Below are 24,054 nucleotides of genomic sequence, written 5' to 3'. Positions count from 1 at the left end.
GATCATGAACACACACCAGGGAATTTTCGTCCGCGGCTCGATGATCGAGGCGTCCTCACCGCCGGCAGCGGAAGGCGGCGTCGTCCACTGGCTGCGCGAAAACCTTTTCGCAACGCCAAAGGATGCGGTGCTCACCATTATCAGCGCGCTTGCGCTTGCTTGGCTCCTGCCGCCGGCAATCCAGTGGCTCTTTCTCGACGCCGCCTGGACCGGTGGTGGCCGCGGCGTCTGCGCGACGGTTGCGCAGGGCGGCACGCAACCGGAAGGCTGGAGCGGTGCTTGCTGGGCCTTCGTCAACGCAAAGATCGATCAGTTCGTCTATGGACGCTACCCGCTCGATGAGCGTTGGCGGCCAACGTTGGTCGGCATCCTCTTCGTGCTTTTCCTCGTGCCTATGGCGATGCCGAAGGTTCCTTACAAAAGCATCAACGCCGTGCTGTTGTTCGCGGTGTTGCCGGTTATCGCCCTGATCCTGCTTCCAGGCGGGTGGTTTGGCCTGACCTACGTCGAGACCCCGCTTTGGGGCGGCCTGATGGTGACACTGATTCTGTCCTTCGTCGGGATTACGGTGTCGCTACCCCTAGGGATCCTTCTGGCGCTGGGCCGACGATCGCACATGCCTGTGATCAAGATGCTCTGCACCGCCTTCATCGAACTGGTGCGCGGCATTCCGCTGATTACCGTCCTGTTCATGGCAAGCGTCATGCTGCCCCTGTTCCTGCCGCAGGGTGTCACCTTCGACAAGTTCCTGCGTGCTCTCATCGGCGTCTCGCTCTTCGCCTCGGCCTACATGGCCGAAGTGGTGCGCGGCGGGCTCCAGGCCATCCCGAAGGGGCAGTATGAAGGCGCGGACTCGCTCGGCCTCAGCTACTGGCAGAAGATGAACCTCATCGTCCTGCCGCAGGCGCTGAAGCTCGTGATCCCGGGCATCGTAAATACCTTTATCGGCCTCTTCAAGGACACTTCGCTGGTTTCGATTATCGGCATGTTCGACCTGCTCGGCATCGTTCGCTTCAACTTCACCGATGCGAACTGGGCCTCAGCGGTCACGCCGATCTCAGGGCTAATTTTCGCTGGCTTCATATTCTGGCTTTTCTGCTTCGGTATGTCGCGCTATTCAGGCTTCATGGAACGCGTGCTCGACACGGCCCATAAACGATAAAATGAGGGGAGGATCGCATGGCAAACACAGCCACTGCTTCCAAAATGACTGTTTCTGCGACGGATGTTGCTGTCGAAATCACCGGAATGAACAAATGGTACGGGGACTTCCACGTCCTTCGTGACATCAACCTGAAGGTCATGAAGGGCGAGCGCATCGTCATTGCCGGCCCGTCGGGCTCCGGCAAGTCCACGATGATCCGCTGCATCAACCGGCTGGAAGAACACCAGAAGGGCAAGATCGTCGTCGACGGCATCGAACTCACCAACGATCTGAAGAAGATCGACGAAGTGCGTCGCGAAGTCGGCATGGTGTTCCAGCACTTCAACCTGTTCCCACACCTGACAATCCTGGAAAACTGCACGCTTGCACCGATCTGGGTGCGCAAGATGCCGAAGAAGCAGGCCGAAGAAATCGCGATGCACTTCCTGAAGCGCGTCAAGATCCCGGAGCAGGCGAACAAGTACCCGGGCCAGCTCTCCGGCGGTCAGCAGCAGCGCGTGGCAATCGCCCGCTCGCTGTGCATGAAGCCGAAGATCCTGCTATTCGATGAGCCGACCTCGGCACTCGACCCGGAAATGGTCAAGGAAGTGCTCGACACCATGGTGAGCCTCGCCGAAGAGGGCATGACCATGCTGTGCGTGACCCACGAAATGGGCTTCGCGCGCCAGGTTGCCAACCGTGTGATCTTCATGGACCAGGGCCAAATCGTCGAGCAGAACTCGCCGGCCGAGTTCTTCGACAATCCGCAGCACGAGCGCACCAAGCTCTTCCTCAGCCAGATCCTGCACTAGGTTCGGCCAACAGCTTTCACGAAAAAGCCCGCCTCATCGAGGCGGGCTTTTTCTTTTCCGATGGCCCGGTTCGTTCTACTCCACGCGATAGCGCAGCGTCCCGACGGACCAGCTTACACCTCTTCTGTCGAGATCAACGGCCCAGGCCCTCTGAAGCCGCGCGACGATCTCGCTCAGGGTCTCGCGCGCATTCAGCTCAACCTTCAGCCCGCGGCTCTTCGGCGCCGCGTCGCTCAAATCAACGGCGTCGCTAACGACGAGTGCCACGAAGACGCTCTCACCCTCGCCCGAGGCCTCGAAATCGAAGCCATAATATTCGTCCGGCAACGTCAGGGGCACGCCCGGCGCAAGCGGCGTGATCTTCTGCGCAAACTCGTTCGGGAAGATCTGCGTCGCCTTGCCCTGACTGCTCACGTCGAAAAGCAGCAGATCACCGCTCGTCCGGCTGATGACCGTCAGCTTGAAAACGTCGCCGGGCTTCATGGTAGTGGGACGGTCCATGGTGAGCTCGACGTCGCCGGTTTCGCTCTTGCCGATGATGTCACCGACTGCGTTGACCGCATCGGCATCCTGATAGGTCGTCGGCATGGCACTTGGATCGTTGGTTTGCTGGTACGCCCCCTGCCCGTTGCCACCTGCACCGAGCGCGCGGGGTGCGACTGCACTATCGCCAAGGGCCTGCGCCTTGCTCTCCAGTTGCGGGTCGAGATTGCCGCATTTGTCCTGCAAGGCACAGTAAGAGGCCGACTGAGCTTTTACGAATTCAAGCAGTTCGGCATTGCTCGTCAAACCGTTGCCATTGACGTCGGCCGCATCGCCCATCTGGCCGGCGACGAAAGCTGCCGTGAACACGCCGTGCCGATCCTCGATGGGAGGCCGCACGTCGTCCCAGGCAATCTGGTAGGGGGCTGCGGCGCTCCAGGCGGTCACGCCCGCTTCCACCAGCTTCGGCCTGTCGAGAACGCCAAGATCGATCCGGAGGCCGCGCGTCATTGCCTGCTCGACTGGCTGGGCGTGAGGCCGCGGCAGGAAACGGGCGCCCTCGATGCCCGACGAGACGTCATCGGAGAGCGAACGCGAGATCGTACCGGAATGGCAGGCGTCGATCACCATCGTCACCGCCCGCCCCTGCAACCGCTCCAGGACCTGGTCGATCTCGTCATCGAGGATTGCGCCCTGCCAGTCCGTTTCGCCGGAGGAGATATCGACGGGCGCCAGCGCTTCGTCCAGTCCATCCTCCTCGTCGCCATCTTCGTCTTTCACCTGCACCCCGTGGCCGGAAAAATAGATGTAGACGCGATCGCCAGACCCGGTCGCTTCGACAAGCCACGTGTTCATGGACGAAAGAATCTCCGCCCGCGTCGCTTGTTCGTCCTTCAACACGCGGATCGAGGACGGATCGAAGCCGAGTTTTTCCGTCAGCAGGCCCTGCATCGCCACCAGATCGTTCTTCGGCCCCTGCAGCGCGAACTTTGGCGGCACGTTCGGATAATTGCCGACACCGATGAGTAGCGCCCGGTCGCCGGCCGCGGCAGGAGCCGCAAGCAGGACGAACCCTGCCACCGCAGCAAACCTCATACACCATGACGTGCCACGCGCGCTCATTGGCCTCGGTCCCTCGTGTAAAGCGGCTGGATGGCGACGGTGCTTTGGCTACCCTCCAAGCGTGTCTCAAGCAGGCGCAGAAGCGCTGCTGCATCGAGCTTTGAATTGGAGAAGGCCGCCACGATGGCGTCGATGGGCGCATTGGTCGAGATGACGACCAGATGATCGGCACCGAAGGGTCTGACCACCTCCAGACCCTGAAGCTGGAACGCATGGCTGCCGCTGCCGGCAATCTGCGCATCGAGAAGCTGTGCCTCCCCTGTATTCGCCAGATTGAAAACCAGCATGTTGGCGTAATCGCCCTGCGCGGCCTTGAAGTTCAGCCGGTCCCCTACCGTGTAGATATCCTTCGACGGCGTGAGCGAGACGCTGCCAGGGCTCTGTGTCGCCAGAGCCTTCAGGAAATCGACCAGGATGAACTTGTCCACGGCACCCTGGAGCATCTCCGGCACGATATGTTCGCCGGCGACATCGCCGTTCGGTGTGTAGAACACGCCGGTTGCCGCATCCCAGCGGTAGGGCACGCCACTGCCGCCGAGGTTATTGAGCGGCGGGGCCGTGCCGGTGACGCTGAGCGCCAGTTTCCCGGTCCAGCCCATGCCCCGAGGCGACTTCAATTTCGATCCGGCATCACCTGTCGTACCCGCGCCGATGGTCGCGCTGCGCGGCAGGGACAGCACAATCTCCTTGTCGGAGCGCGGCACCTGCGGCGTGAAGTTCGGCACCTGGAGCGCTTCCGACTGCAGTTTGACGTTGGAGAACACATAGTCCTCGAGCTCGATGCGCGAAATGCGGCCATCGCCGTCACGATCGGCAGCTCCCTCGATCGCGCGAGCGAAGCTCCAGCTCAGAGCCCCGCGCGGCTCGCCGCCGATCACCACTTCCGGCGTTGGCTGGCTTTCGAGCGAGGCGGCGAGAATCGTCACCCGCGACAATTCGACGTCCTTCATCTTCGCACCCCTGAGCGCTTCTTCTGATGGTGGCGGCACCTTCGCTCGCACGATCGGTGCAAGCCGTGTCTTGCCCGAAATGGAACGGTTCATGCCGCCGGAGAAGCAACTGTCCGACACGAACAGCACCTGGAGGCCCTTGGCCTCCGCTTCCGCGAACCAGGCACTCAACTCGTTGTCGACAATGATTTCCTTGCGCGTTTCCTCCACTCGGCTCCTGTCGAAGCCAGGCAGTTCCAGGAACTCGTCCAGACCGTCCTCTTCGCTGCCCGCGATCAATTCAGGCATTTGCGCGCCATGCCCGGCATAGGTGAAGACGATGGTATCGCCGCGCGCAGCACCCGCGACCAGGTCGGTCCAGGCGGAGCGTATGGCGTCCTTCGTCGCCTGCTCATTGATGAACTGGCGGATCGTGCCGACATTGGCCGCCTTCAGCGCCTGCGCGACATCGCGTGCGTCCTTGACCGCGCCGTCGAGGCTCACCTCATGCGGATAAACGTCCACTCCGACGACAAGCGCCGATGTGGCCGCGAAGGCCGGTGAAAACGGCAGGACGACCAGCGCCGTCGAAAGCAGGACCCTCTCCAGCACCGCTAGTTCCCCACGTCCACTTCCACCCGCCGATCGAGCTGGTGCAGCATCGCCTCGTCATAGGCGCTCGGGTCATCCGGCTTGAAGGGTTCCTCTTCTCCCTTGCCGACGACGGTCCAACTACCCGGATATCCGGCATCTACGAGGTAGTGCGCCAAGGCCTCGGCGCGGGCAATCGACAATGCCTTGTTCGCCTCGGTCGTGCCCACCGGGTCCGTGTGGCCAATCAGCGTGATTGCAGCCGGCTTCGCCGACTTCAGGCATTCGAAAAGGTCCTTTGCCGACTGCAACCCTTCGGGCGTGAATTCGGCGGTGCCGAAGACGTAGCGCACCGGCGTCGCCTTCTTCTTGATGGACACGCCACGATAGGAGAACTTGCAGGCACCACGCGCGGCAAGCTTGACGGGCTTGGTGGCGGCCAGGCGCATTTCGGAAGCCAGCCTGTCCAGACGCAGGATATAGTCCTTGTCCGGTGCCATCCAATCGGGCGTCAGTTCCTCGTTTGCCGCATCTTCCAACGCCTGCTGGTAGGAGGTCGCCGCCGCGTCGTAATCCTTGCGTTCGCGCTTGATGTCTCCGAGCGCATCAAGGATCTGCCAGGGGCCGCCGGCGTCGCGGCTGGCGGCCGTCAGTTCCGCTTCGAAGGTCTCCAGCTTCGCGCCCTGTCCCACGGCTGCTGCAATCCGATTGAAGGTTGCAAGCGCCGCGACGCGCCGGGTCAACGCTATCTCGGTCGCCGAGCAACCCTCCATGTTCACGGAATCGGCCGCCACCTTGGTGCCGGCTTCGTCGGCGCGGTTCAGCGCCTCGGAGGCCAGGCGAAGACCGTCGCAGGCCATGCTCGGCGCAGTGAAGACCGCCAAAGCCGCCGAAGCGAGGAGAAATGCCCGTAGCTGCACCATGGTTCGCCCGTCAATCCTTGATCTCGAAGGTCACCATCTGAACACTGCTGGCGCCGGCATCGCCTTGCGCCCGCTTGGCGAGGTTGATTGCCAGCCCCCGCGTCGGCGGCAAGCGCGACTTCGAGACGTATTCGCGTGCCTTCTCCACCGTGAGCTTCTGGTCACCGAGGCCGCCGGCACGGCAGAACGCCAACATCGACTCGGCCGGCGCCGGCGTATCGAAGGTGAGCGTGCCGGTACCTGGCTGCGGGATCAGGCGTCGTTCGCCGGGTTGCAGCGTGGTGTTGCCGATCATCACGTCCGGGATGACCTCGACATTGCCATTCTCCTCGACATAGAGGATCTGCAGCTCGCAGGCCTGGTTGGCGCTGAGCTCGAAGGAAAGCTGGTCGCCGACTTTCGCCGTCGTCGACTTCACGTTGAGCGCCAATTCGAGCTTGTTGCCTGTCGCCAGATCCTGCTTGCGATAATCAGGCACGGCAGACGCAATCGACTGCGGCTTGGCGTCCGGCGGCGCTTGCTCGGCACCGGCAACGACGATCGCTGCAGTATCCAAGGGGCGACGCTGGAGCAGCGGCTGCAGCAGCAAGGCATATTGCTGCTCGACCTCGTTGCGCGGAATGGTTCCGCCCGCTTCCAGCGTCGTCACCCAGTCGAGACCCAGGCGCAGCACATCTGTGTTCGTCACCCGCTTGATCGCATCGGAGAACTGCTTCGGCGTCATGTCGAACTCTGCCGCCAGGGCGTCGAAATCGAGCTCGTCCTCGTACTTGTCGGCAAAGTAAGTGATGATCTCGGCGTCGCCCGGCGCGTGCATGCTCTGGAGACCGCCGTCGGGCGTGGGCTCAGTGACGCCCAGTGCCTTCAGCGCTTTGACGAAGCGTTCGCGATCCTTGCGATAGGTCTCGTCTAGATCCTCCTGCTTCACATACATGGCGAGCAGCACGTCCTGCTGATCCTTGCTGAACAAGGTCGATGTCTCGATCTGCTCGCGCAACTGATCGCGCTTCGACAGGATCCCGTCCGCATGACAATCGACGCAGGAACGCGCGTTGATGATCTCCACGCCCTTGCCGATCGGGCGTTTGCGGAACGAGACGATCGTCGTCGGGCCGACATCGAGCTGTTTGCCCGAGGAGGTCGAGAGGTAATAGCCCTGCAATCCGTTCGGGAGCGAGAAGATCATCTCGCCGCCGTCATGTTCGAAAGGCACGAGGCCGGCGTCGAGCGGCGCAAGTTCCTTCGGCCCATGGGGAAAGCGCTTCAGCACCTGCTTGCCGAGATCGCCACCGAAATCATAGGACTTCCAGTAGTAGCCGCCGAAGGGCATGTCGTGCCGCTCCAGCATGCGATTGTGGTCGGACACCCCAGATGATCCGTCGGCGAAACCGGCACGCAGCACGTTGCGCCGGCGAATATTGTCGGCCACGTCGATCTTGAAGCGCGTTTCCAATTCGCCAATGTGGGTCGGCAGCTTCATCAATCGGTTGTAGATTTCCGGCCGGGCACCATTGCTCATGAACCAGTCGATCCGCATGATCGGCAGCGGCGTCGCCGTTTCCTTGGCGAGTGCAGCCAGCGAAGCATCGCTCTCTGGAGCCATTCCGTAGAAATAGCGGCTGGCGAGGAAATCATAGTCTGCAGCACCCCATTGCAGCTCGCGAAGATCGACGCGCACGAGCAGCCCGTTGGTGCCATCGACTTCAGTCGGCAGAACCAGCTTCGGGCCGTAGGAGAGCGAATTCAGCAGCTTCTTGAAGCCGCCGGCGAGCACGTCCATACGCTTCATGAAGGTCTGGTCGTCCTCGCAGCCCATCATGCCATTGTACTGGTCGCGATAGGAGAAGTAGCGCATGAACGGCCGATCGAGTGTGCCGACCGTCTCGATGTCCTTCAGCGCTGCCTCGACGAATTGTCCGTAGGCTAAAATCGGTCGCGAGCGCTCTGGCTTGGCCGCCGCGGTCTGCGGCAGGCTCTTTTCGTTCAGGGAATTGACCCAGTCCTCCAGCACCTTGATCTCTTCTGTCGACGGCCGCTTGCCGAGCGGCATGCGGCCGCTAACGACGGTCGAAAAGAGGCGTGATTTCGATGCGTCACCCGGCGTCACGAAATTGGCGTCGGCTGCAATCGATGCGAGGTCACCGGCGGGGTAGCTCCCTTGCGAACTTTCACCCGGCCCGTGGCAATTGCGACAGTATTTGCCGATGAAGGCATCCGCCTGCTGTGCCAGTGCCGCGTTTTCGCCGCCAAGCACATCCGCCGCCGTATTCTCCTTGCAGACGGCCGTCACCGACTGGGCCACCGGCGCCGGTGCCTTCACCTCGCGATCAGCGAGAAAGGCATAGATCGCCCTGCGGTCGTCCTCCGCCAGCACGGCCATGCCCTTGGCGATGCGCCGCATGACGGGATCGGCGACCGGTACGCCCGAGAGTTTCTTACCGTCGTCGATCAAACCCTTGGTGAAGACTTGCGGCGAGGCAAGCCCGGCCATCTTCGCCTTGCTGATGTCGGGCGCGACCGCGCCGGTCAGGTCCTTTTCGCCCTGATAGGCGCGTTCCTGGTCCAGGCCATAGGTGGTCGTGCGTGGAGTGTGGCAGTCGCCGCAGGCGCCGACATTCTCGACAAGGTAGCGGCCGCGCTCGGCTTGCGTCTCTTCGCGCGGTTGATAGCCCGGCACCGTGAAGTGGCTGCGCTTCCAGAGCGTAATCGTCGTCTGGCGGCTGAAGGGGAAGGCAATCTCGTGTTCCTTCGAGGCGGCGTCAGACTGCGGCAGCGTCTCGATATAGGCCTTGATGTCGAGCGCGTCCTCCGGCTTCATCCCGCCATAGGATGTATAGGGCATGACCGGATAGAGATTGTCGCCGTCCCGGTCGAGACCGACCAGCACGGCGTTCAGAAACTGTGCATTGCTCCAGCCGCCGATGCCGTTTACGTGCGATGAGATGTTCGGCGCAAAGAAAGTGCCGATTGCCGTGTTCATCTCCATGCCGCCGGAGAGCAGCTCGGTATTATCGCCGGAGCCATGACAGGCACCGCAGCCTGCGGCATTGAACATGTATTTGCCGTTGTCGACATTCGCCTTGTAGGTCGAAAACGCGTCATCGGCGAAGGCGTCGCGCGCTTCTGCGAGGTTCGGACAGACCGTGATGGCGAGCAGCACCGACGCCGCCAATGATCCCGTGCCAAGGCCGGCTTTTCGCGAGACGCTCTCCCGCCCTCTCCGCAGACCACGCATGAAACCCTCTCCTCAATAAAAAAGTCGCTATTGAAATCTGCTGCTATCGAAACTGAAACTGCTCGAACTCGACCCGTCGCGGCCCTTTGCCGAGCTCCTTCAACCCCTTGACGATTGCCTCTCTCAGCGGCGGCGGACCGCAGAACCAAAGGTCCGCCTCAGCCGGATCGATCGCGCTTCCGGTTGCCAGCTTGGCCGCGTCCAGGCGTCCATCCATGGAAGAATCATGCAGGACGAAGCTGAAGTTCCCGAGTTTTTCGGCTTGCGCCTCGAAGGTTTCCAGGCCGATCGCTTCGCGCCTGTCGCGCACGCAGTAGACCATATGGATCTCCTGCCCTTCATCGCCCTTCAGGTGCCGCGCCATAGCCAGAAACGGCGTGACGCCGATGCCTCCGGCGAGCCAGATCTGCTTCTTGCTGCCGCGGCGATGATTGAAGCGGCCATAGCCGCCTTCGAGCTTCAGCCGGTCACCGACAGCGACGTCATCACGCAGTGCCTGCGTATAGTCACCGAGCGGTTTGATCGCGAAGCGCAGGACGCCGTCGGCATCGATGCCGGCAATCGTAAACGGATGCGGTTCGCGCAGACCCGGCTTCATCACGCGCAGGAAACCGAACTGCCCCGGCTTCGCGCGGAGGCGCCGCCCCATGGGCCGTGCCACAATTACCGTCGCGCCCTCGTGCTTCGCCACTTCGAAAACTTCGTAGCCGCGCGTCCTGAGCCACGGCAACAACTGGGTATAGGCGTAACTCAATATGCCAACTGCCGCGAAGATGTTCAGGTAGACCGCCAACAGCGCCGTCCCGTCATAGGGGCGCTTGATGAACATCTGATGGAAGGCGACCAGGACGAAGAGCAGACCGATCAGGCGGTGCGTGTAGCGCCAGAGATGATAGGGGATCTCGATCTTCGTCCTTGGGATGACTTTGACGATGCTCAGGACGAACAGGACCACGAACCCATAGAAGGCGTACTTTCCGGCGGAGGCCGCCAGCTGGTTCAGGCCGCTCGTCAGGGCCAGCCCCTTGAAATCCGGTTTCAGGAAGTAGTGGACCAAGATGAGGAGCAGCACGGAGATGCCGATCTTGCGGTGGAAGTGATAGGCGCGGTCGAGGCCGCCGAACAAGGCTTCGACGAACGGTGGGCGCGCGGCCATGAACTGGGCGATCGCCATGCCGACGAAGGCGGCGGAAGAGGCCATTAAAGAGAATGTCGTCAAGCCATTGGTGTGGCTGACTGCCGGCACGGCCAGCAGCCCCGCAATCACCATCAACGACCAGACCAGAAACGCGCCCACTTGCATCTTGCGCCCCTCAACGCCGACGTCAGACGGTTGTTGCCAAGGAAAGACTGACAAGCCCCTTACCATTCGTCAACATCAATCCCCTTGGAAACGGCTGGTGAGCTTCCTTTATTCATGCCTTTGAAATTTTGTACTTTTGAGCATTCGCTTATTTATCATCCTCAAGGCTCACGTCAGCCTCACAGACGATATCGGGACGCGATGTTCGCCTTGCTTGCCTCCTTGTGAAAAAATGTGCAAGCTCCTGATATATCAGAAGCAAAGGAACGGCATGTCCCTGCAATCCCATGCGCACCTCGCCTACCTCGCGCTCGAACGCCTCATCGTCACGCTGAAGCTCGAGCCTGGCGCCCTGGTTACCGAGAGACAGTTGATCGAACTGGCGGGGCTTGGAAGGACGCCGGTTCGAGAGGCGATCCAGAAGCTCGCCTGGCAGGGCCTCATGGAGGTCAGACCGCGCGTCGGCCTGCAGATCACCACGATCCGCCCGGACGACCAGGTGCATGTCATGCAGACGCGGCAGCAGCTGGAGCCGCTTGCCGCAGCCCTGGTCGCAACGCACGCAAGCGCTGATGACCGAGGGGCGATGAAAGCCTGCGGCGCGGAGATGACCGCATGCCTCGGCGCGGGCGACATGGAAGGTTTCCTCGTGGCCGACAAAGTCTTCGACGAACTGATGGAAGAGGCCTGTCCCAACCGCTTCCTCACTGCCGCGCTCGCCCCCTTGCAGACGCATGCACGCCGCATCTGGTTTGCATCGTCCTCACCGGAGAAGATGGCCGGATCGGTTCGCCGCCATGTCGTCGTCATCGATGCGATCGAAAAAGCCGACGCTCCCGCTGCGTCGGCGGCCATGGCGGAGTTGATGAGCTATCTGTCAGACGCCTGAAGACGCATTCGAGATGACCCAAAGAAATCGCTGCAAGCATTTGCTTTTACAGCGATTTCATTCCCACTCCACCCTTCAGGTCACACATCACTTTGCCGGCAGCATGCTTCCGGTTTTCAGCCGGCGCACATGCCAATCGAAAGCCTCTTCGAGAATATGAGGCGTCTGGCCGCCGCGCGTTTCGACGGCCCGTCTGAAGTAATCCGAGAGCAATTCGCGATAGGCCGGGTGGCAACAGTTGTTGATGACGACAGGCGCCCGCTCCCGCGGCGCCAGGCCGCGAAGGTCGGCAAGGCCATGCTCCGTCACCAGGATATCGACGTCGTGCTCCGTGTGGTCAACATGGGAGACCATCGGGACCACGGATGAAATGGCCCCGCCCTTGGCAACCGACTTGGCGACGAAGATCGACAGGAAGGCATTGCGGGCGAAATCCCCGGAACCACCGATGCCGTTCATCATGTCGGTGCCACCCACATGGGTCGAGTTGACGTTGCCGTAGATATCGAATTCCAACGCCGTGTTGATGCCGATCACGCCCAGGCGACGGATGATCTCCGGGTGGTTGCTCACCTCCTGCGGACGGAGCACCAATTTGTCCTTGTAGGCGCCGATGTTGCGGAACACCCGATCGGCCCAGACGCTGGAAAGCGTCATCGACGATGCCGAAGCAAAGCTCAGCTTGCCCGCCTCAAAAAGCTCGAACGTGCTGTCCTGCAGGACCTCGCTATACATGCGCAGATCATGGAACGGGCTATCGACAAGGCCGCTCAAGACCGAATTGGCGATGACGCCGATGCCGGCCTGCAGCGGGTTGAGCGTCATGTCGAGCCGTCCCTTACGCACCTCCTCCTGCAGGAAGCCGATCAGATGGCCGGCAATCGCCGTCGTCTCCGCATCCGGCGGTGAGATCCGTGCGGCACTGTCTTCTTTCTCGGTGACGACTATGGCGATAATCTTCTCGGGATCGACAGGGATAGAGGGCGAGCCCGCACGGCTGTCGCAGGCGACGACTGGGATCGGCGTTCGGCTCGGGCGCTTCGCCGGGATGTAGATGTCGTGCAAGCCCTCGAGCTCGGGGCTATGGCTGAGATTGAGTTCGACGATCACCTTCTTCGCCAGGATCGCGAAGCTCGCGGAGTTGCCGACCGACGTCGACGGCACGATGCCGCCATCCTCGGTGATCGCCACCGCCTCGACCACCGCATAGTCGATCGGGCTGATCTGCCCGGAGCGCAACTGTTCGACGGTCTCCGAGAGATGCTGGTCGATGAACATCACCTCGCCGCGGTTGATCGCGGCCCTCAACACCGGATCCGACTGAAACGGCAGGCGGCGGGCAAGGACGCCTGCTTCCGTCAGCGTCTTGTCGATATCGTGACCGAGCGACGCGCCGGTCAAAAGCGTGATGCGAAATTTCTCCTTTGCGGCGCGCTCGGCCATCGCAAGCGGCACTGCCTTGGCATCACCCGCCTTGGTGAAGCCGCTCATGCCGATCGTCATGCCATCCTTGATGAGCGCGGCCGCCGCTTCCGGCGTCGCGATACGATCACGCAGCGGCTTGCAGCGAATCCTGGTCTCGATATTTGTTCGGGTATTTCGGCTCATCGGGCCCTCCCTGCAGAGCCCGCGGGGCTCTCATCAGGACGGCGCGGGCTTGGTTTTTGGTGCGCTGAATCTGCATGGCTGCACGCACACGTTATGAAGTTTTGCGGCAGCACGATAGCCCTTGGCGACGCCGCGCGATACGCAGAATGAACAGGGCCGAGCTACCGCAAACGCATAGCTCCACGCCGCATCGCCACAAACGACAAAGGGCGCACCCCAGGTGCGCCCCTCGAACTGCAAGACTGCACAAAAAAGGATCAGCCGACGAAGGCCCGCTCGATCACGAATTCGGCCGGTTTGTTGTTGGCGCCCTCGGTCAGGCCGGCGGCCTCGAGAATCTCCTTGGTGTCCTTCAGCATCGCGGTCGAGCCGCAGATCATGCCGCGATCGACAGCCGGATCGAGCGGTGGCAGGCCGAGATCGGAGAAGAACTTGCCGTTGACCATCAGGTCGGTTACGCGCCCCTTGAACGGGAAGTCCTCGCGGGTCACCGTCGCATAGTGGCGCAGCTTGTCGCCGACGATCTCGTTCAGGAATTCGTGGTTGCGGATTTCCTCAACGAGATCGAAGCCGTATTTCAGTTCGGCAACGTCGCGGCAGGTGTGCGTGAGAATTACTTCCTCGAACTTCTCATAGGTCTCGGGATCGCGGATCAGGCTCGCGAAGGGCGCAATGCCGGTGCCGGTCGAGAACATGTAGAGACGGCGGCCGGGAACCAGCGCATCGAGCACCAGCGTGCCGGTCGGCTTCTTGCGCATCAGCACCTTGTCGCCCGGCTTGATCCCCTGCAGGTGTGAGGTCAGCGGGCCATCCGGCACCTTGATCGAGAAGAATTCGAGCTCTTCGTCCCAGGCGGGGCTGGCGATCGAATAGGCGCGGTAGACTGGCTTGTCGCCGATCATCAGGCCGATCATCGCGAATTCGCCCGAGCGGAAGCGGAATTCGGCAGGGCGGGTCATGCGGAAGCGGAAGAGCCGATCCGTATAGTGCTCAACGCTCGTCACCGTCTCGACATATACGCCTGCCGGTGCCTGGATCGCGAAATCTTCCGTTTTTGCCGGAGCATTCATCTGGCTAAAGTCCTGTAATGATGACCCTGTTTATCAACAAAGAGCGGATATTCCAAGCCGCACGCAAAGGGAAGGAAATCCCTTCCAAATATAGTCGCTTTCGGGGATTTCAGCGTGCTTCACACTGTCGCGGCCCTAATGATGTCAGGAGACCCGCCGCCAGCTGTAGGATTTGGCGTCGGTCGAGGCCTTTGCCGTCGGCTGGTAGTGCACGGCGATGCCCGGTAGGCGCCCTTCCGAAAGGCGCTTTAGAGCCGTTGCATTGCTGACCGCAAAGCTTTCGACACCACAGCGCAGCATCAGCGGAATCTGGTCAATCAACACATCGCCAACCGCCCTCACCTCGCCGCCAAAGCCGAGGCGCGCGCGCAGCAGCGAGGCATGGCTGAAGGCGCGGCCGTCGTTGAAGGCCGGGAACGCGACTGCAACCAGCGCAAGGCGATCGAGATGGGGCGCGAGCTTCGTCACGTCATCCGCCGGCGCAATCACCACGCCAAGGCCGGTTTCGTCGCTGTCTCCGACCTTGGCCAGGAACGCGTCGAGGCCAACGATCGCCTTCTCGTTCGAACCTGCCTTCGTCTCTTCCGTTTCGATGACCCAGGGATCATCGCCCACGAAGCCGGTTTCCTTCCAGATTTTCGTCATGTCTGCTCCTCAGCGCCTCAGGCAGCTTCCTGCGCACTGCCGTAGAGCGCGTCCTTGAAGGGTTGCGGGCCGACGCGGCGATAGGCTTCGAGGAAGGTCTCTTTGCCGTCGCGGCGCAGTCCCAGATAGGTGTCGACGATCGTCTCCACGGCGTCGGTCACCTTCTCCGGCTCGAAGCCGCGGCCGATGATCTCGCCGATCGAGGTATTCTCGTCGCCGGAACCGCCGAGCGTGATCTGATAGAGTTCAGCACCCTTCTTCTCAACGCCGAGCAGGCCGATATGGCCGACATGGTGATGACCGCAGGCATTGATGCAGCCGGAGATCTTGATCTTCAACTCGCCGATCTCGGCCTGGCGCTCCGGCGAACCGAAGCGGTTCGAAATCTCCTGCGCCACCGGAATGGAGCGCGCATTGGCAAGCGCGCAGTAGTCCAACCCGGGACAGGCGATGATATCCGTGATCAGGCCGGCATTGGCGGTGGCAAGGCCCGAAGCGACCAGAGCGCGGTAGACCGGTTCGAGATCGGCCAGCGCCACATGTGGCAGGATCAGGTTCTGTTCGTGGCTGACGCGGATTTCGTCGAAGGCATATTCCTCGGCGATATCGGCAACGGCATCCATCTGCGCGTCGCTGGCGTCGCCCGGAATGCCGCCGATCGGCTTCAGCGAGATCGTCACCATGCCGTAGTCAGGGTGCTGGTGCGGCTGCACGTTCTGCTGCACCCAGCGCGCAAACTCGGGATCAGTCTTCTTCCAGCGTGCGAGGCTCTCCCAGCCTTCGGCGCGATTTTCGAGAGCCGGCGGCGCGAAATAGGTGGAGATCGCCTGGATGTCCGTCTCGGGCAGCTTCAGCTCGGTGTCCTTGAGGGCCGCGAATTCGACCTCGACCTGACGCGACAATTCTTCGGCGCCGGTCTCGTGCACGAGGATCTTGATGCGGGCCTTGTACTTGTTGTCGCGGCGACCGTGCAGATTGTAGACGCGCATGATTGCCGTCGTGTACGACAGCAGGTCCTCCTCCGGCAGGAAGTCGCGGATCTTTTTGGCGACCATCGGCGTACGGCCCTGGCCACCGCCGACATAGACGGCAAAGCCTATGCGACCGTTCTGGTCCTTCTTCAGATGCAGGCCGATGTCATGGACCTGGATCGCGGCGCGGTCGCGCTCAGCGCCCGTGACGGCGATCTTGAACTTGCGCGGCAGGAACGAGAATTCCGGATGGACGCTCGACCACTGTCTCAAAATTTCGGCGTAAGGCCTTGGATCTGCTACCTCATCGCCAGCAGCCCCGGCGAAGTGGTCAGCCGTGACGTTGCGAATGCAATTGCCCGAGGTCTGGAGCGCATGCATCTCGACGCTTGCCAGTTCCTGCAGGATATCCGGCGTGTCGGAGAGGCGCGGCCAGTTGTACTGGATGTTCTGGCGCGTGGTGAAGTGACCGTAGCCGCGGTCATACTTGCGCGCGATATGGGCGAGCATGCGCATCTGGCGGCTCGACAAGGTGCCATAGGGAATGGCGACGCGCAGCATATAGGCGTGAAGCTGCAGATAGACGCCGTTCATCAGGCGCAGCGGCTTGAAGGCGTCTTCCGCAAGCTCGCCGCTCAGACGGCGCTCGACCTGATCGCGGAACTGTTCGACGCGGGAGGAAACGAAGGCGTGGTCGAATTCATCGTAACGGTACATCGGGTATCGGTTCCTCAGGCAGCGTGTTTCGGGCCGGAAAGGCCATTGTAGCCGGCGGCATAGGGGATCGACGGGCCCTCAGCGCGGATGCGCTCGCGCATGCGCAGCGGACGAAGCGTGCCGTTGACCTCTTCGACGTCGACGACATTGGCGTCGACGACCTTGTTGTCGTCAAACGCCTGCTTGCCCGTGACTTCGAGCGCCGTCACGGCCTCGGCATGGCGGGCAATGAAGGCATCCTGAAGCGATTCGACCCAGTTGCCGGCGGCATCCAGCCAAACGGAAATGCCGTCCGAAAGTCGATTAGCCGTCAAAACCTTGCTCACCATGACCTCTTCCTCAGTTCAAAATCTGTTCGTTGCGCCCGAAGGCGACTTCAACGGCTTTCTTCTCACCACGCGACTTGCCGGCAACGAGCGGTTCGGACCGTTCGAAATTGGCGCCGGCGACCGCATCGCCAATGATGACCATGACCGGGCCCAAAAGCTCGCTGCGATTTTCCAAATCCGGAAGGTCCTTCAGCGTGCCATGCAGCAGGCGGCGATCCGCGCGGCTGGCGTTCTCGATCACGGCGACCGTCGTTTCTGGCGGAAGGCCCGCCTGCATCAGACGACCGGCGACGGAAGCGGCAACAGTCCGACCCATATAGACTGCGATCGTCGCACCCGAGACCGCAAGCCGTGCCCAATCGGGCAGAACCTCTCCGGTCAGGTCATGACCCGTCGTGAAGACCAGCGAAGATGCGACACCACGAAGCGTTAGCGGCAGCTCGAAATCAGCCGCTGCAGCGAAGGCCGAGGTGATGCCCGGGACGATCTCATAGCTGATACCGGCTTCGCGAAGCGCCGCCATCTCTTCGCCGGCCCGGCCGTATACCAGCGGATCGCCCGACTTCAGACGAACGACGCGCTTGCCTTCGGCAGCCAACGTCACCAGCAACTGGTTGATCTCGTCTTGGGACTTCGTATGGCAGCCCTTGCGCTTGCCGACCGACAGGCGCTCGGCGTCGCGGCGGCCCATATCGACAATCGCCTGCGGCACCAGTGCGTCATAAACGATCGCGTCGGCCTCCATCATCACGCGCTGGGCGCGGAGCGTCAGCAGGTCTTCCGCGCCCGGACCGGCGCCGACAAGCCAGACATGACCCAGCGCCTTCTCGGGCGCATCGAGCAGACGCGAAGCCTCGCGGCGGGCGGCAGCCAGATCGCCGCCAGCGACCTTGTCGGCGACCGAACCCTGGAAAAAGCGACGCCAGAACAGGCGGCGAGCCACGCCGCGCGGCACCAGACGATCAACCGTCTCGCGATAGCTCGCAGCAAGCGACGCGACGACACCGAGCGAGGGTGAAAGGAGCTGATCGATCTGCGCTCGGATCATCTGGGCAAGCACTGGCCCAGCCCCTTCGGTGCCGATCGCAACCGCTACGGGCGCGCGATTGACAAGCGCCGGTGTAAAGAAATCGCAGAAGTCGGGCTGGTCGACGGCATTGGCCGGGATCTTGCGTTCGCGCGCCGCGACGACGATGTGCTGATCCTCTGCGGCATTGCCGGTCGCCGCAAAAACGAGAATGGCGCCCTCGAGCTGCTCGCGCGCGAATGTGGCGGCGACATGTTCGATACCGCGCTCGCGAAGATAGTCAGCGAATTCCGTTTCCGGCTGATCACCAAAGACGACGATCGACGCTTCTGTGTTCAGCAGCAGCCGCACCTTGGCAAAGGCCTCATCGCCATTGCCGAAAACCGCCACGCGCTTTTGCGCGACGCGAAAGAATGCGGGGAAAACGGCGAGCTGCTGCGACATGTCTGCCAAACGGTTCCTTCTACAGGCTGCGCCGAATATCCCGCATGAAGCACGACAATTGAAGGAACAGAAATTTCAAAGCCTTTCCGGGCACGTATTGTTTTGCTCGGTGGTGCATCATTTTGAGCAAATATCTCCGGGCTCGCTGAAGCACCGGTCATTCCCCGGCCATTGCGCCGCGGGGGCAACCTCCGTTAAATGCGCTCACTGACCTGCCGGAGATGCATGACATGACCCAAGCGGAACTCGCCGAACGGCTTTTGACGGTAATCGAGCAGGACATCCTGCCACTCACCGAAAAGGGTGTTGCCGCCGGCAACAAGGTGTTCGGCGCCGCCATCCTGCGCAAGTCCGACCTATCGCTGGTGCTGGCCGAAACCAACAACGAGACGGAAAATCCGCTGTGGCACGGCGAGGTCCATACGCTGAAACGCTTCTACGAGATGGCTGAAAAGCCCGATACCCGCGACCTCATCTTCCTGTCGACCCACGAGCCCTGCTCCATGTGCCTCTCTGCGATCACCTGGGCCGGTTTCGACAATTTCTATTATTTCTTCAGCCATGAAGATTCGCGCGACAGCTTCGCGATCCCGCATGATCTGAAGATCCTGAAGGAAGTCTTCCGGCTGGAGCCAGGCGGCTATGCCAAGGATAATACCTTCTGGCATTCGGCTTCCATCGCTGCGCTTTCGATAGACGCCGACCCTGCAACCCAGTCCCGTCTCGGCGCCCAGGATGCCCGCATCCGTGCCCGCTACCAGAGCCTTTCCGACAGCTATCAGTCGGGCAAGGACGACAACGCCATTCCGCTGAACTGAGATCCATGGAACCTTCACGCGACATAAAGCGCCTGCTCGACATCATGGCGGCGCTCCGCCAACCCGAGACCGGCTGCCCCTGGGACATCGTCCAGACCTTCGAGACGATCAAGCCCTATACGATCGAAGAGGCCTATGAGGTGGCCGACGCCATCGAGCGCGGAGACATGCACGACCTCTGCGACGAGCTCGGCGATCTGCTGCTGCAGGTGGTCTTTCACGCGCGCATGGCGGAGGAAGCGGGCGACTTCGCCTTCGGCGACGTCGTCGAGGCGGTGACGCGCAAGATGATCCGCCGGCATCCGCATGTGTTTGCCCGTTCCGATGCCGACACGCCCGAGGCGGTCAAGCTGCAATGGGACCAGATCAAGCAGGCCGAGAAGGCAGAGCGACAGGCGCGACGGACAAAGCGCGGCCTCGCCCCGGACGCCGCCGCAAGCCATCTCGGCTCTGTTCAGCGCTCGTTTCCGGCACTCGTCGAAGCACTGAAGCTGCAGGAACGCGCTGCAAAGGTCGGGTTCGACTGGTCGGAACCGGAACCGATCCTCGACAAGATCGAAGAAGAAATCGGGGAGCTGCGCCAGGCGCTGCGCGAACAGGATCGCGCCAAAGTCAGCGACGAACTGGGCGATCTGATTTTCGCGGTGGTCAATATCGGCCGCCATGTCGGCACCGATCCGGAGATGGCGCTTCGCGGAACCAACACCAAGTTCCGCCGCCGCTTCGCCCATATCGAGCGGGAACTCGAGGCCGACGGCGAAACACTGGATGGAGCAACGCTGGAGCGGATGGAAGAGCTTTGGCAGGCGGCCAAGGCAATCGAGCGGCAACTCGGCTAAGGCCTTCAGGACGCATGTTCGCAACATGCGTCCACAAAGACAGACCTAACGAAAACAACAGGGAACGGATCCGGGCAAGCGGCTCGGGCTTACCAGTCTTCCACGACAGGCTTCGGCCCATTTCCGAGACGACGCTCCAGATCGGAGGCCTCGTTTTCGGTCAACCGGAGATCGAGGCTGACACGCCCGTCTTCCAGATCCTCACGGCCATCGACGATGGCGTGCTGATAGATCCAGGGCAGAAGCTGCAGCTGATCGATGCCGAGCACGACGGTGCATTCGGTCAGGACGCCCGACAGGCGCCGACCGATTTCCGCGAGCAGCTCATCGACGCCTTCGCCCGATATCGCGGAGACGGCGACCGTATTGCCTGACGTCGCTGCCTTGCTCTGCAGCGCCTCTCGGGATTCAGCGTCGAGCCGGTCGATCTTGTTCCAGACCTCGATCAGCCGTTCGGAGGCTTCCTTTTCGTCGATACCGAGATCGGTGAGAATACGAAGCACATCGCTCGCCTGCGCCTGGTTGTCCGGATCGGAAAGATCGCGAACATGCAGGATCAGGTCCGCTTCCAGCACCTCTTCAAGCGTCGCACGGAACGCTGCGACCAAGTGCGTCGGCAGGTCGGAAATGAAACCGACGGTGTCGGAAAGGATGACCATGCGGCCGTGCGGCAGCTTCAGGCGCCGCAGTGTCGGATCGAGCGTCGCAAACAGCATGTCCTCGGCAAGCACGCCTGCCCCGGTCATGCGGTTGAAGAGCGTGGACTTGCCGGCGTTGGTGTAGCCGACAAGCGCGACGATCGGATGCGGCACCTTCTTGCGCTTGGAACGGTGCAGCTGCCGGGTGCGGCGGACCTGCTCCAGCTCGCGCTCGAGCTTGACGATGCGGTCCTGCAGCAAACGGCGGTCCGCTTCGATCTGGGTTTCACCCGGACCGCCCATGAAGCCACCACCACCACGCTGACGCTCAAGGTGGGTCCAGCTTCGGACCAGGCGGCCCTTCTGGTAATTGAGATGCGCAAGATCGACCTGTAGCGTGCCTTCCTTGGTGGAAGCACGGCGGCCGAAAATCTCAAGGATGAGGCCCGTACGGTCGATGACCTTGGCGTTCCATTCCTTCTCGAGGTTGCGCTGCTGCACCGGCGTCAAAGGATGGTCGACGATGACAAGACCGGCATCCTGTTCGACGAGGATGTGGCCGATCTCTTCGATCTTGCCGGTGCCGAGCAAGGTGCCGGGCTTCGGCTGCGCCACCGGAACGATGGCGCCGTGCACGACTTCGAGATCAATCGCCAACGCCAGCCCGGTCGCCTCGTCGAGGCGACTTTCATCCGAGCGTGTCGTCGTGTTCGAAAGAACGTCTGCGGACTGTCGTCCGGTCTTCTTCAAGACCGGAACGATGACGACCGCGCGCATGTCGTCGCGGAGCTTCTCGAGCTCCGGAATGATCGACGACGATTTTGAATCCCGCTTGGTAATGTGCCTAACGTCCCGTCAGGATGCGGCTTCTTCGTTCTCGAACATCTGCAGCGGCTGGCCGGGCATGATGGTCGAGATCGCGTGCTTATAGACCAGTTGCGAATGGCCGTCACGACGCAACAGGACGCAGAAATTGTCAAAAGACGTCACGACACCGGTGAGCTTGACACCGTTGATAAGGAAAATTGTCAATGAAATCTTTTGCTTGCGGACCGTGTTGAGAAAAAGATCCTGCAAGTTTTGAGAACGTTCCGCCATCGCGCCGCTTCTTTCTTATTTGCCGGCGTTTCGCGCCGGTGCATTTTTGTCGATATCTGCAATCAGAGGCGCCACAAGTACCTTCCCCGACACCTCTTTAAGTTTGGTATCAAATCAATGTCTTTTCCGCAACGCCGAAAAAGGCTTCACGAATATTCTGTGCTATGCTTCCGGGATGGCCATTGCCGATCGGCCTGCCATCCACCGAAACGACCGGAAAGCAGATGCTGGTAGCGGCGGTTATGAAGACCTCGCGCGCCGCGAGCATCTCCTCGACCGAGAACGCTTTCTCCTCAATCCTGAGCCCAAGCGGACCTGCCACATCCATCAGGGTGGTGCGGGTGATTCCCTTCAGGATTCCGTGCTCCGCCGGTCGTGTGCGCAGGGTACCGTCGCGGTCGACGATCCAGACATTGGTCGCGGCGCCCTCTTTGACCGTGCCATCGACATCCACGAAAATCGCCTCCTGCGCGCCCTCCTCCTTCGCCTTCTGGCGAGCAAGCACGTTGGGAAGAAGCCCGACGGACTTGATGTCGACCCGGTCCCATCGGTTTTCCGGAACGGTAATCGCCGAAATCCCAAGCGTCGCTTTCTTGGCAATGGCTTCGGTATCGGTGCGCTTCGCTGTTACCACGATCGTCGGCATGGTCTCCTTGGCCGGAAACACGTGGTCGCGGCGCGCCACGCCGCGGGTCACCTGCATGTAGAACAGGCCATTGCGGACCCGGTTGCGCCGGATCACTTCCCTGATCACATGAACCAGCGCCGCCCGGCTCATCGGCCAGTCGATGCGCAATTCACGGAGCGAGCGGTCGAGGCGATCGAGATGGCGGGTGAGATCGACGATATAGCCGTGGCGCACCTCGCAGACTTCGTAGACACCGTCCGCAAATTGATAACCCCGGTCCTCGGTATGGACGCCGGCGTCGGCATGCGGCACGTAGGCGCCGTTGACATAGGCAATTCTCGGCATGGACCTCAACCCTAGAAGTACTGAATGCTGACGCGGAAAAGCTGCTCGACATGCCGCACGGCAGCGGCAGTGGCGAAGAGCACGACACGATCCTTCGCCTTGATCTTGGTATTGCCGTCCGGGCGAATGAACGTCTTGTCGCGATAGAGCGCACCGATGCGGATGCCTTCGGGAAGCTCGAGGTCACGCAGCGCCCTGCCGACCAGCGGCGACGTTTCCAGCGCTTCGGCCTCGATCACCTCGGCCATGCCCTTCTGCACCGCATAGACCGAGCGGATGCGCCCCTTGCGGACATGCTGCAACACACGCGAGATGGTCACGGCCCGTGGGTTCACATAGGCGTCGACGCCGGCCGTGGCGGCAAAATCCTGATAGGACGGTTCGTTGATGAGAACGAGCGTGGATTTGGCGCCCAGATGCTTCGCCATCATGCTGCCGAGGATGTTGATCTGGTCGTTGTTGGTGAGCGCAACGACGAGATCGGCGTCCTGAACGTCCGCCTGCGCCAATATCCGCTGATCCATGGCCGAACCGTTGAGCACCACGGTATTGTTGAGCTTGTCGGCCATCATCACTGCACGATCGCGATCGCTCTCGATCAGCTTTACCCGCGTCCGTGGCTGGTGATCCTCGATGGCCTTGGCAACGAAATAGCCGACATTGCCGCCACCGAAGATGATGATGCGCCGCGCTTCCTGCTCCTCATGACCGAAGAGCGCCAGGGTGCGGCGAGCGTGGTCGCGGTCACAGACGAGATAGGCGATATCGCCGGCCTGCAGCTGATCGTCCGAATGCGGCACCATGACCTTGCCGTTGCGGAAAATGCCGGTCACGGTCGCAAGCAGGTCAGGGAACAGCTCGCTCAACTGCTGCAGCGGCGTGCCGACGACCGGGCAATCTTCCAGGCACTCGAAGGCGACCATGGCAATGCGATCCTCAGCGAAGCGCACGACGTCGATGGCGCCAGGAAAGGATATGCGTCGCAGCACCAGCCGCCCGACTTCAACTTCCGGAGAGATGGTGACGTCGATCGGCACGTTCTCACGAGAGAAGAGGTTCGAATATTCGGGCGCGAGATAGCTTTGCGCCCGGATGCGCGCGACCTTCGTCGGCACGTTGAAAATCGCATGCGCCACTTCACAGGCGACGATGTTGACCTCGTCGGAGAGCGTGACGGCAATCAGCATGTCGGCCTGATCGGCACCGGCCTTGGCCAGCACATCCGGGTGCGCACCGTGGCCGACATAGCCGCGCACATCGAGGCTTTCGGTGATGTTGGCGATCAATGCTGCCGACGTATCGATCACCGATACGTCGTTATCTTCCTGCGCCAGCCGCTCGGCGATGCCGTACCCGACCTGGCCCGCACCACAAATGACTACCTTCATGTCGTTCTTTCACCTGCCGCGTGTTTCCTTGGACCGTATCCGATTCAGGCAAAAAAAC

At 61.6% G+C, this 24,054-nt stretch carries 20 protein-coding genes; 5 read left to right on the top strand and 15 right to left on the bottom strand.

The window, feature by feature from the left end; genetic code table 11:
- Positions 1-4: 4 nt before the first annotated feature.
- Both LAC81_RS06265 and LAC81_RS06260 read left to right on the top strand, forming a co-directional pair.
- Positions 5-1,162 carry an amino acid ABC transporter permease gene (locus tag LAC81_RS06265; RefSeq protein WP_223727119.1) on the top strand — a complete coding sequence of 386 codons (1,158 nt, stop codon included), beginning with the start codon at positions 5-7 and terminating at the stop codon, positions 1,160-1,162.
- Between the two features lie 17 nt (positions 1,163-1,179).
- On the top strand, positions 1,180-1,956 hold the full coding sequence (locus LAC81_RS06260; protein WP_113537665.1) for an amino acid ABC transporter ATP-binding protein: 777 nt from the start codon (positions 1,180-1,182) through the stop codon (positions 1,954-1,956).
- A 75-nt stretch (positions 1,957-2,031) separates the two neighbouring features.
- Here the strand turns inward: LAC81_RS06260 and LAC81_RS06255 are convergent, their stop codons facing one another.
- From LAC81_RS06255 to LAC81_RS06235, 5 genes are read right to left on the bottom strand one after another with little or no spacing between them, the layout of a single operon-like run.
- The gene (locus LAC81_RS06255) at positions 2,032-3,519 is read right to left on the bottom strand and encodes a caspase family protein (protein WP_223727118.1); all 1,488 of its coding nucleotides are present in this window, start codon (positions 3,517-3,519) and stop codon (positions 2,032-2,034) included.
- Between the two features lie 38 nt (positions 3,520-3,557).
- Entirely contained in the window at positions 3,558-5,102 is a 1,545-nt protein-coding gene (locus LAC81_RS06250) for a caspase family protein (protein ID WP_223727117.1), read from the bottom strand.
- A 2-nt stretch (positions 5,103-5,104) separates the two neighbouring features.
- On the bottom strand, positions 5,105-6,004 hold the full coding sequence (locus tag LAC81_RS06245; RefSeq protein WP_223727116.1) for an OmpA family protein: 900 nt from the start codon (positions 6,002-6,004) through the stop codon (positions 5,105-5,107).
- A 10-nt stretch (positions 6,005-6,014) separates the two neighbouring features.
- The gene (locus tag LAC81_RS06240; protein WP_223727115.1) at positions 6,015-9,239 is read right to left on the bottom strand and encodes a c-type cytochrome; all 3,225 of its coding nucleotides are present in this window, start codon (positions 9,237-9,239) and stop codon (positions 6,015-6,017) included.
- Positions 9,240-9,282: 43 nt separating this feature from the next.
- Positions 9,283-10,542 (bottom strand): ferric reductase-like transmembrane domain-containing protein, encoded by a 1,260-nt coding sequence (locus tag LAC81_RS06235; protein ID WP_223727114.1) that lies wholly within the window; start codon positions 10,540-10,542, stop codon positions 9,283-9,285.
- Between the two features lie 271 nt (positions 10,543-10,813).
- On the opposite strand from LAC81_RS06235, the gene LAC81_RS06230 reads away from it, so the two are divergent.
- On the top strand, positions 10,814-11,431 hold the full coding sequence (locus LAC81_RS06230; RefSeq protein ID WP_113537767.1) for a GntR family transcriptional regulator: 618 nt from the start codon (positions 10,814-10,816) through the stop codon (positions 11,429-11,431).
- Between the two features lie 87 nt (positions 11,432-11,518).
- On the opposite strand, the gene LAC81_RS06225 is transcribed toward LAC81_RS06230, so the two are convergent.
- From LAC81_RS06225 to cysG, 6 genes are all read right to left on the bottom strand, one after another.
- The gene (locus LAC81_RS06225; RefSeq protein ID WP_223727113.1) at positions 11,519-13,039 is read right to left on the bottom strand and encodes an acetyl-CoA hydrolase/transferase family protein; all 1,521 of its coding nucleotides are present in this window, start codon (positions 13,037-13,039) and stop codon (positions 11,519-11,521) included.
- 257 nt (positions 13,040-13,296) lie between these two features.
- Positions 13,297-14,109 carry a ferredoxin--NADP reductase gene (locus tag LAC81_RS06220; protein WP_113537672.1) on the bottom strand — a complete coding sequence of 271 codons (813 nt, stop codon included), beginning with the start codon at positions 14,107-14,109 and terminating at the stop codon, positions 13,297-13,299.
- Between the two features lie 144 nt (positions 14,110-14,253).
- On the bottom strand, positions 14,254-14,754 hold the full coding sequence (locus tag LAC81_RS06215) for a DUF934 domain-containing protein (protein WP_223727112.1): 501 nt from the start codon (positions 14,752-14,754) through the stop codon (positions 14,254-14,256).
- A gap of 17 nt (positions 14,755-14,771) precedes the next feature.
- Positions 14,772-16,442, bottom strand: coding sequence for a nitrite/sulfite reductase (locus tag LAC81_RS06210; protein ID WP_223727111.1), 1,671 nt, complete (start codon positions 16,440-16,442; stop codon positions 14,772-14,774).
- Between the two features lie 14 nt (positions 16,443-16,456).
- Positions 16,457-16,771, bottom strand: coding sequence for a DUF2849 domain-containing protein (locus LAC81_RS06205; RefSeq protein ID WP_223727110.1), 315 nt, complete (start codon positions 16,769-16,771; stop codon positions 16,457-16,459).
- A 10-nt stretch (positions 16,772-16,781) separates the two neighbouring features.
- Positions 16,782-18,242 carry a siroheme synthase CysG gene (gene cysG / locus LAC81_RS06200; protein WP_223727109.1) on the bottom strand — a complete coding sequence of 487 codons (1,461 nt, stop codon included), beginning with the start codon at positions 18,240-18,242 and terminating at the stop codon, positions 16,782-16,784.
- A gap of 230 nt (positions 18,243-18,472) precedes the next feature.
- Between cysG and LAC81_RS06195 the strand changes: the two genes are divergently transcribed.
- Together LAC81_RS06195 and mazG are read left to right on the top strand one after the other, a co-directional pair.
- Complete coding sequence (locus tag LAC81_RS06195; protein WP_223727108.1) at positions 18,473-19,060, top strand: deaminase; 588 nt, start codon at positions 18,473-18,475, stop codon at positions 19,058-19,060.
- A 5-nt stretch (positions 19,061-19,065) separates the two neighbouring features.
- Entirely contained in the window at positions 19,066-19,899 is an 834-nt protein-coding gene (gene mazG / locus LAC81_RS06190; protein WP_223727107.1) for a nucleoside triphosphate pyrophosphohydrolase, read from the top strand.
- An 89-nt stretch (positions 19,900-19,988) separates the two neighbouring features.
- Here mazG and hflX read toward each other — a convergent pair whose 3' ends face one another.
- From hflX to trkA, 4 genes are all read right to left on the bottom strand, one after another.
- Positions 19,989-21,314 carry a GTPase HflX gene (gene hflX, locus LAC81_RS06185; protein WP_223727106.1) on the bottom strand — a complete coding sequence of 442 codons (1,326 nt, stop codon included), beginning with the start codon at positions 21,312-21,314 and terminating at the stop codon, positions 19,989-19,991.
- 78 nt (positions 21,315-21,392) lie between these two features.
- A complete protein-coding gene (hfq, locus tag LAC81_RS06180; protein ID WP_003535434.1) occupies positions 21,393-21,635 on the bottom strand; it encodes an RNA chaperone Hfq in 243 nt (80 codons plus the stop codon).
- Positions 21,636-21,744: 109 nt separating this feature from the next.
- A complete protein-coding gene (locus LAC81_RS06175) occupies positions 21,745-22,608 on the bottom strand; it encodes a D-amino-acid transaminase (protein ID WP_223727105.1) in 864 nt (287 codons plus the stop codon).
- An 11-nt stretch (positions 22,609-22,619) separates the two neighbouring features.
- The gene (trkA, locus tag LAC81_RS06170) at positions 22,620-23,996 is read right to left on the bottom strand and encodes a Trk system potassium transporter TrkA (protein ID WP_223727104.1); all 1,377 of its coding nucleotides are present in this window, start codon (positions 23,994-23,996) and stop codon (positions 22,620-22,622) included.
- Positions 23,997-24,054 lie beyond the last annotated feature (58 nt).

This window comes from Ensifer adhaerens (assembly GCF_020035535.1).
Lineage (GTDB): Bacteria > Pseudomonadota > Alphaproteobacteria > Rhizobiales > Rhizobiaceae > Ensifer.
The sequence above is the reverse complement of the archived record's forward strand: the minus strand, read 5'-3'. Positions and strand labels throughout refer to the sequence as shown.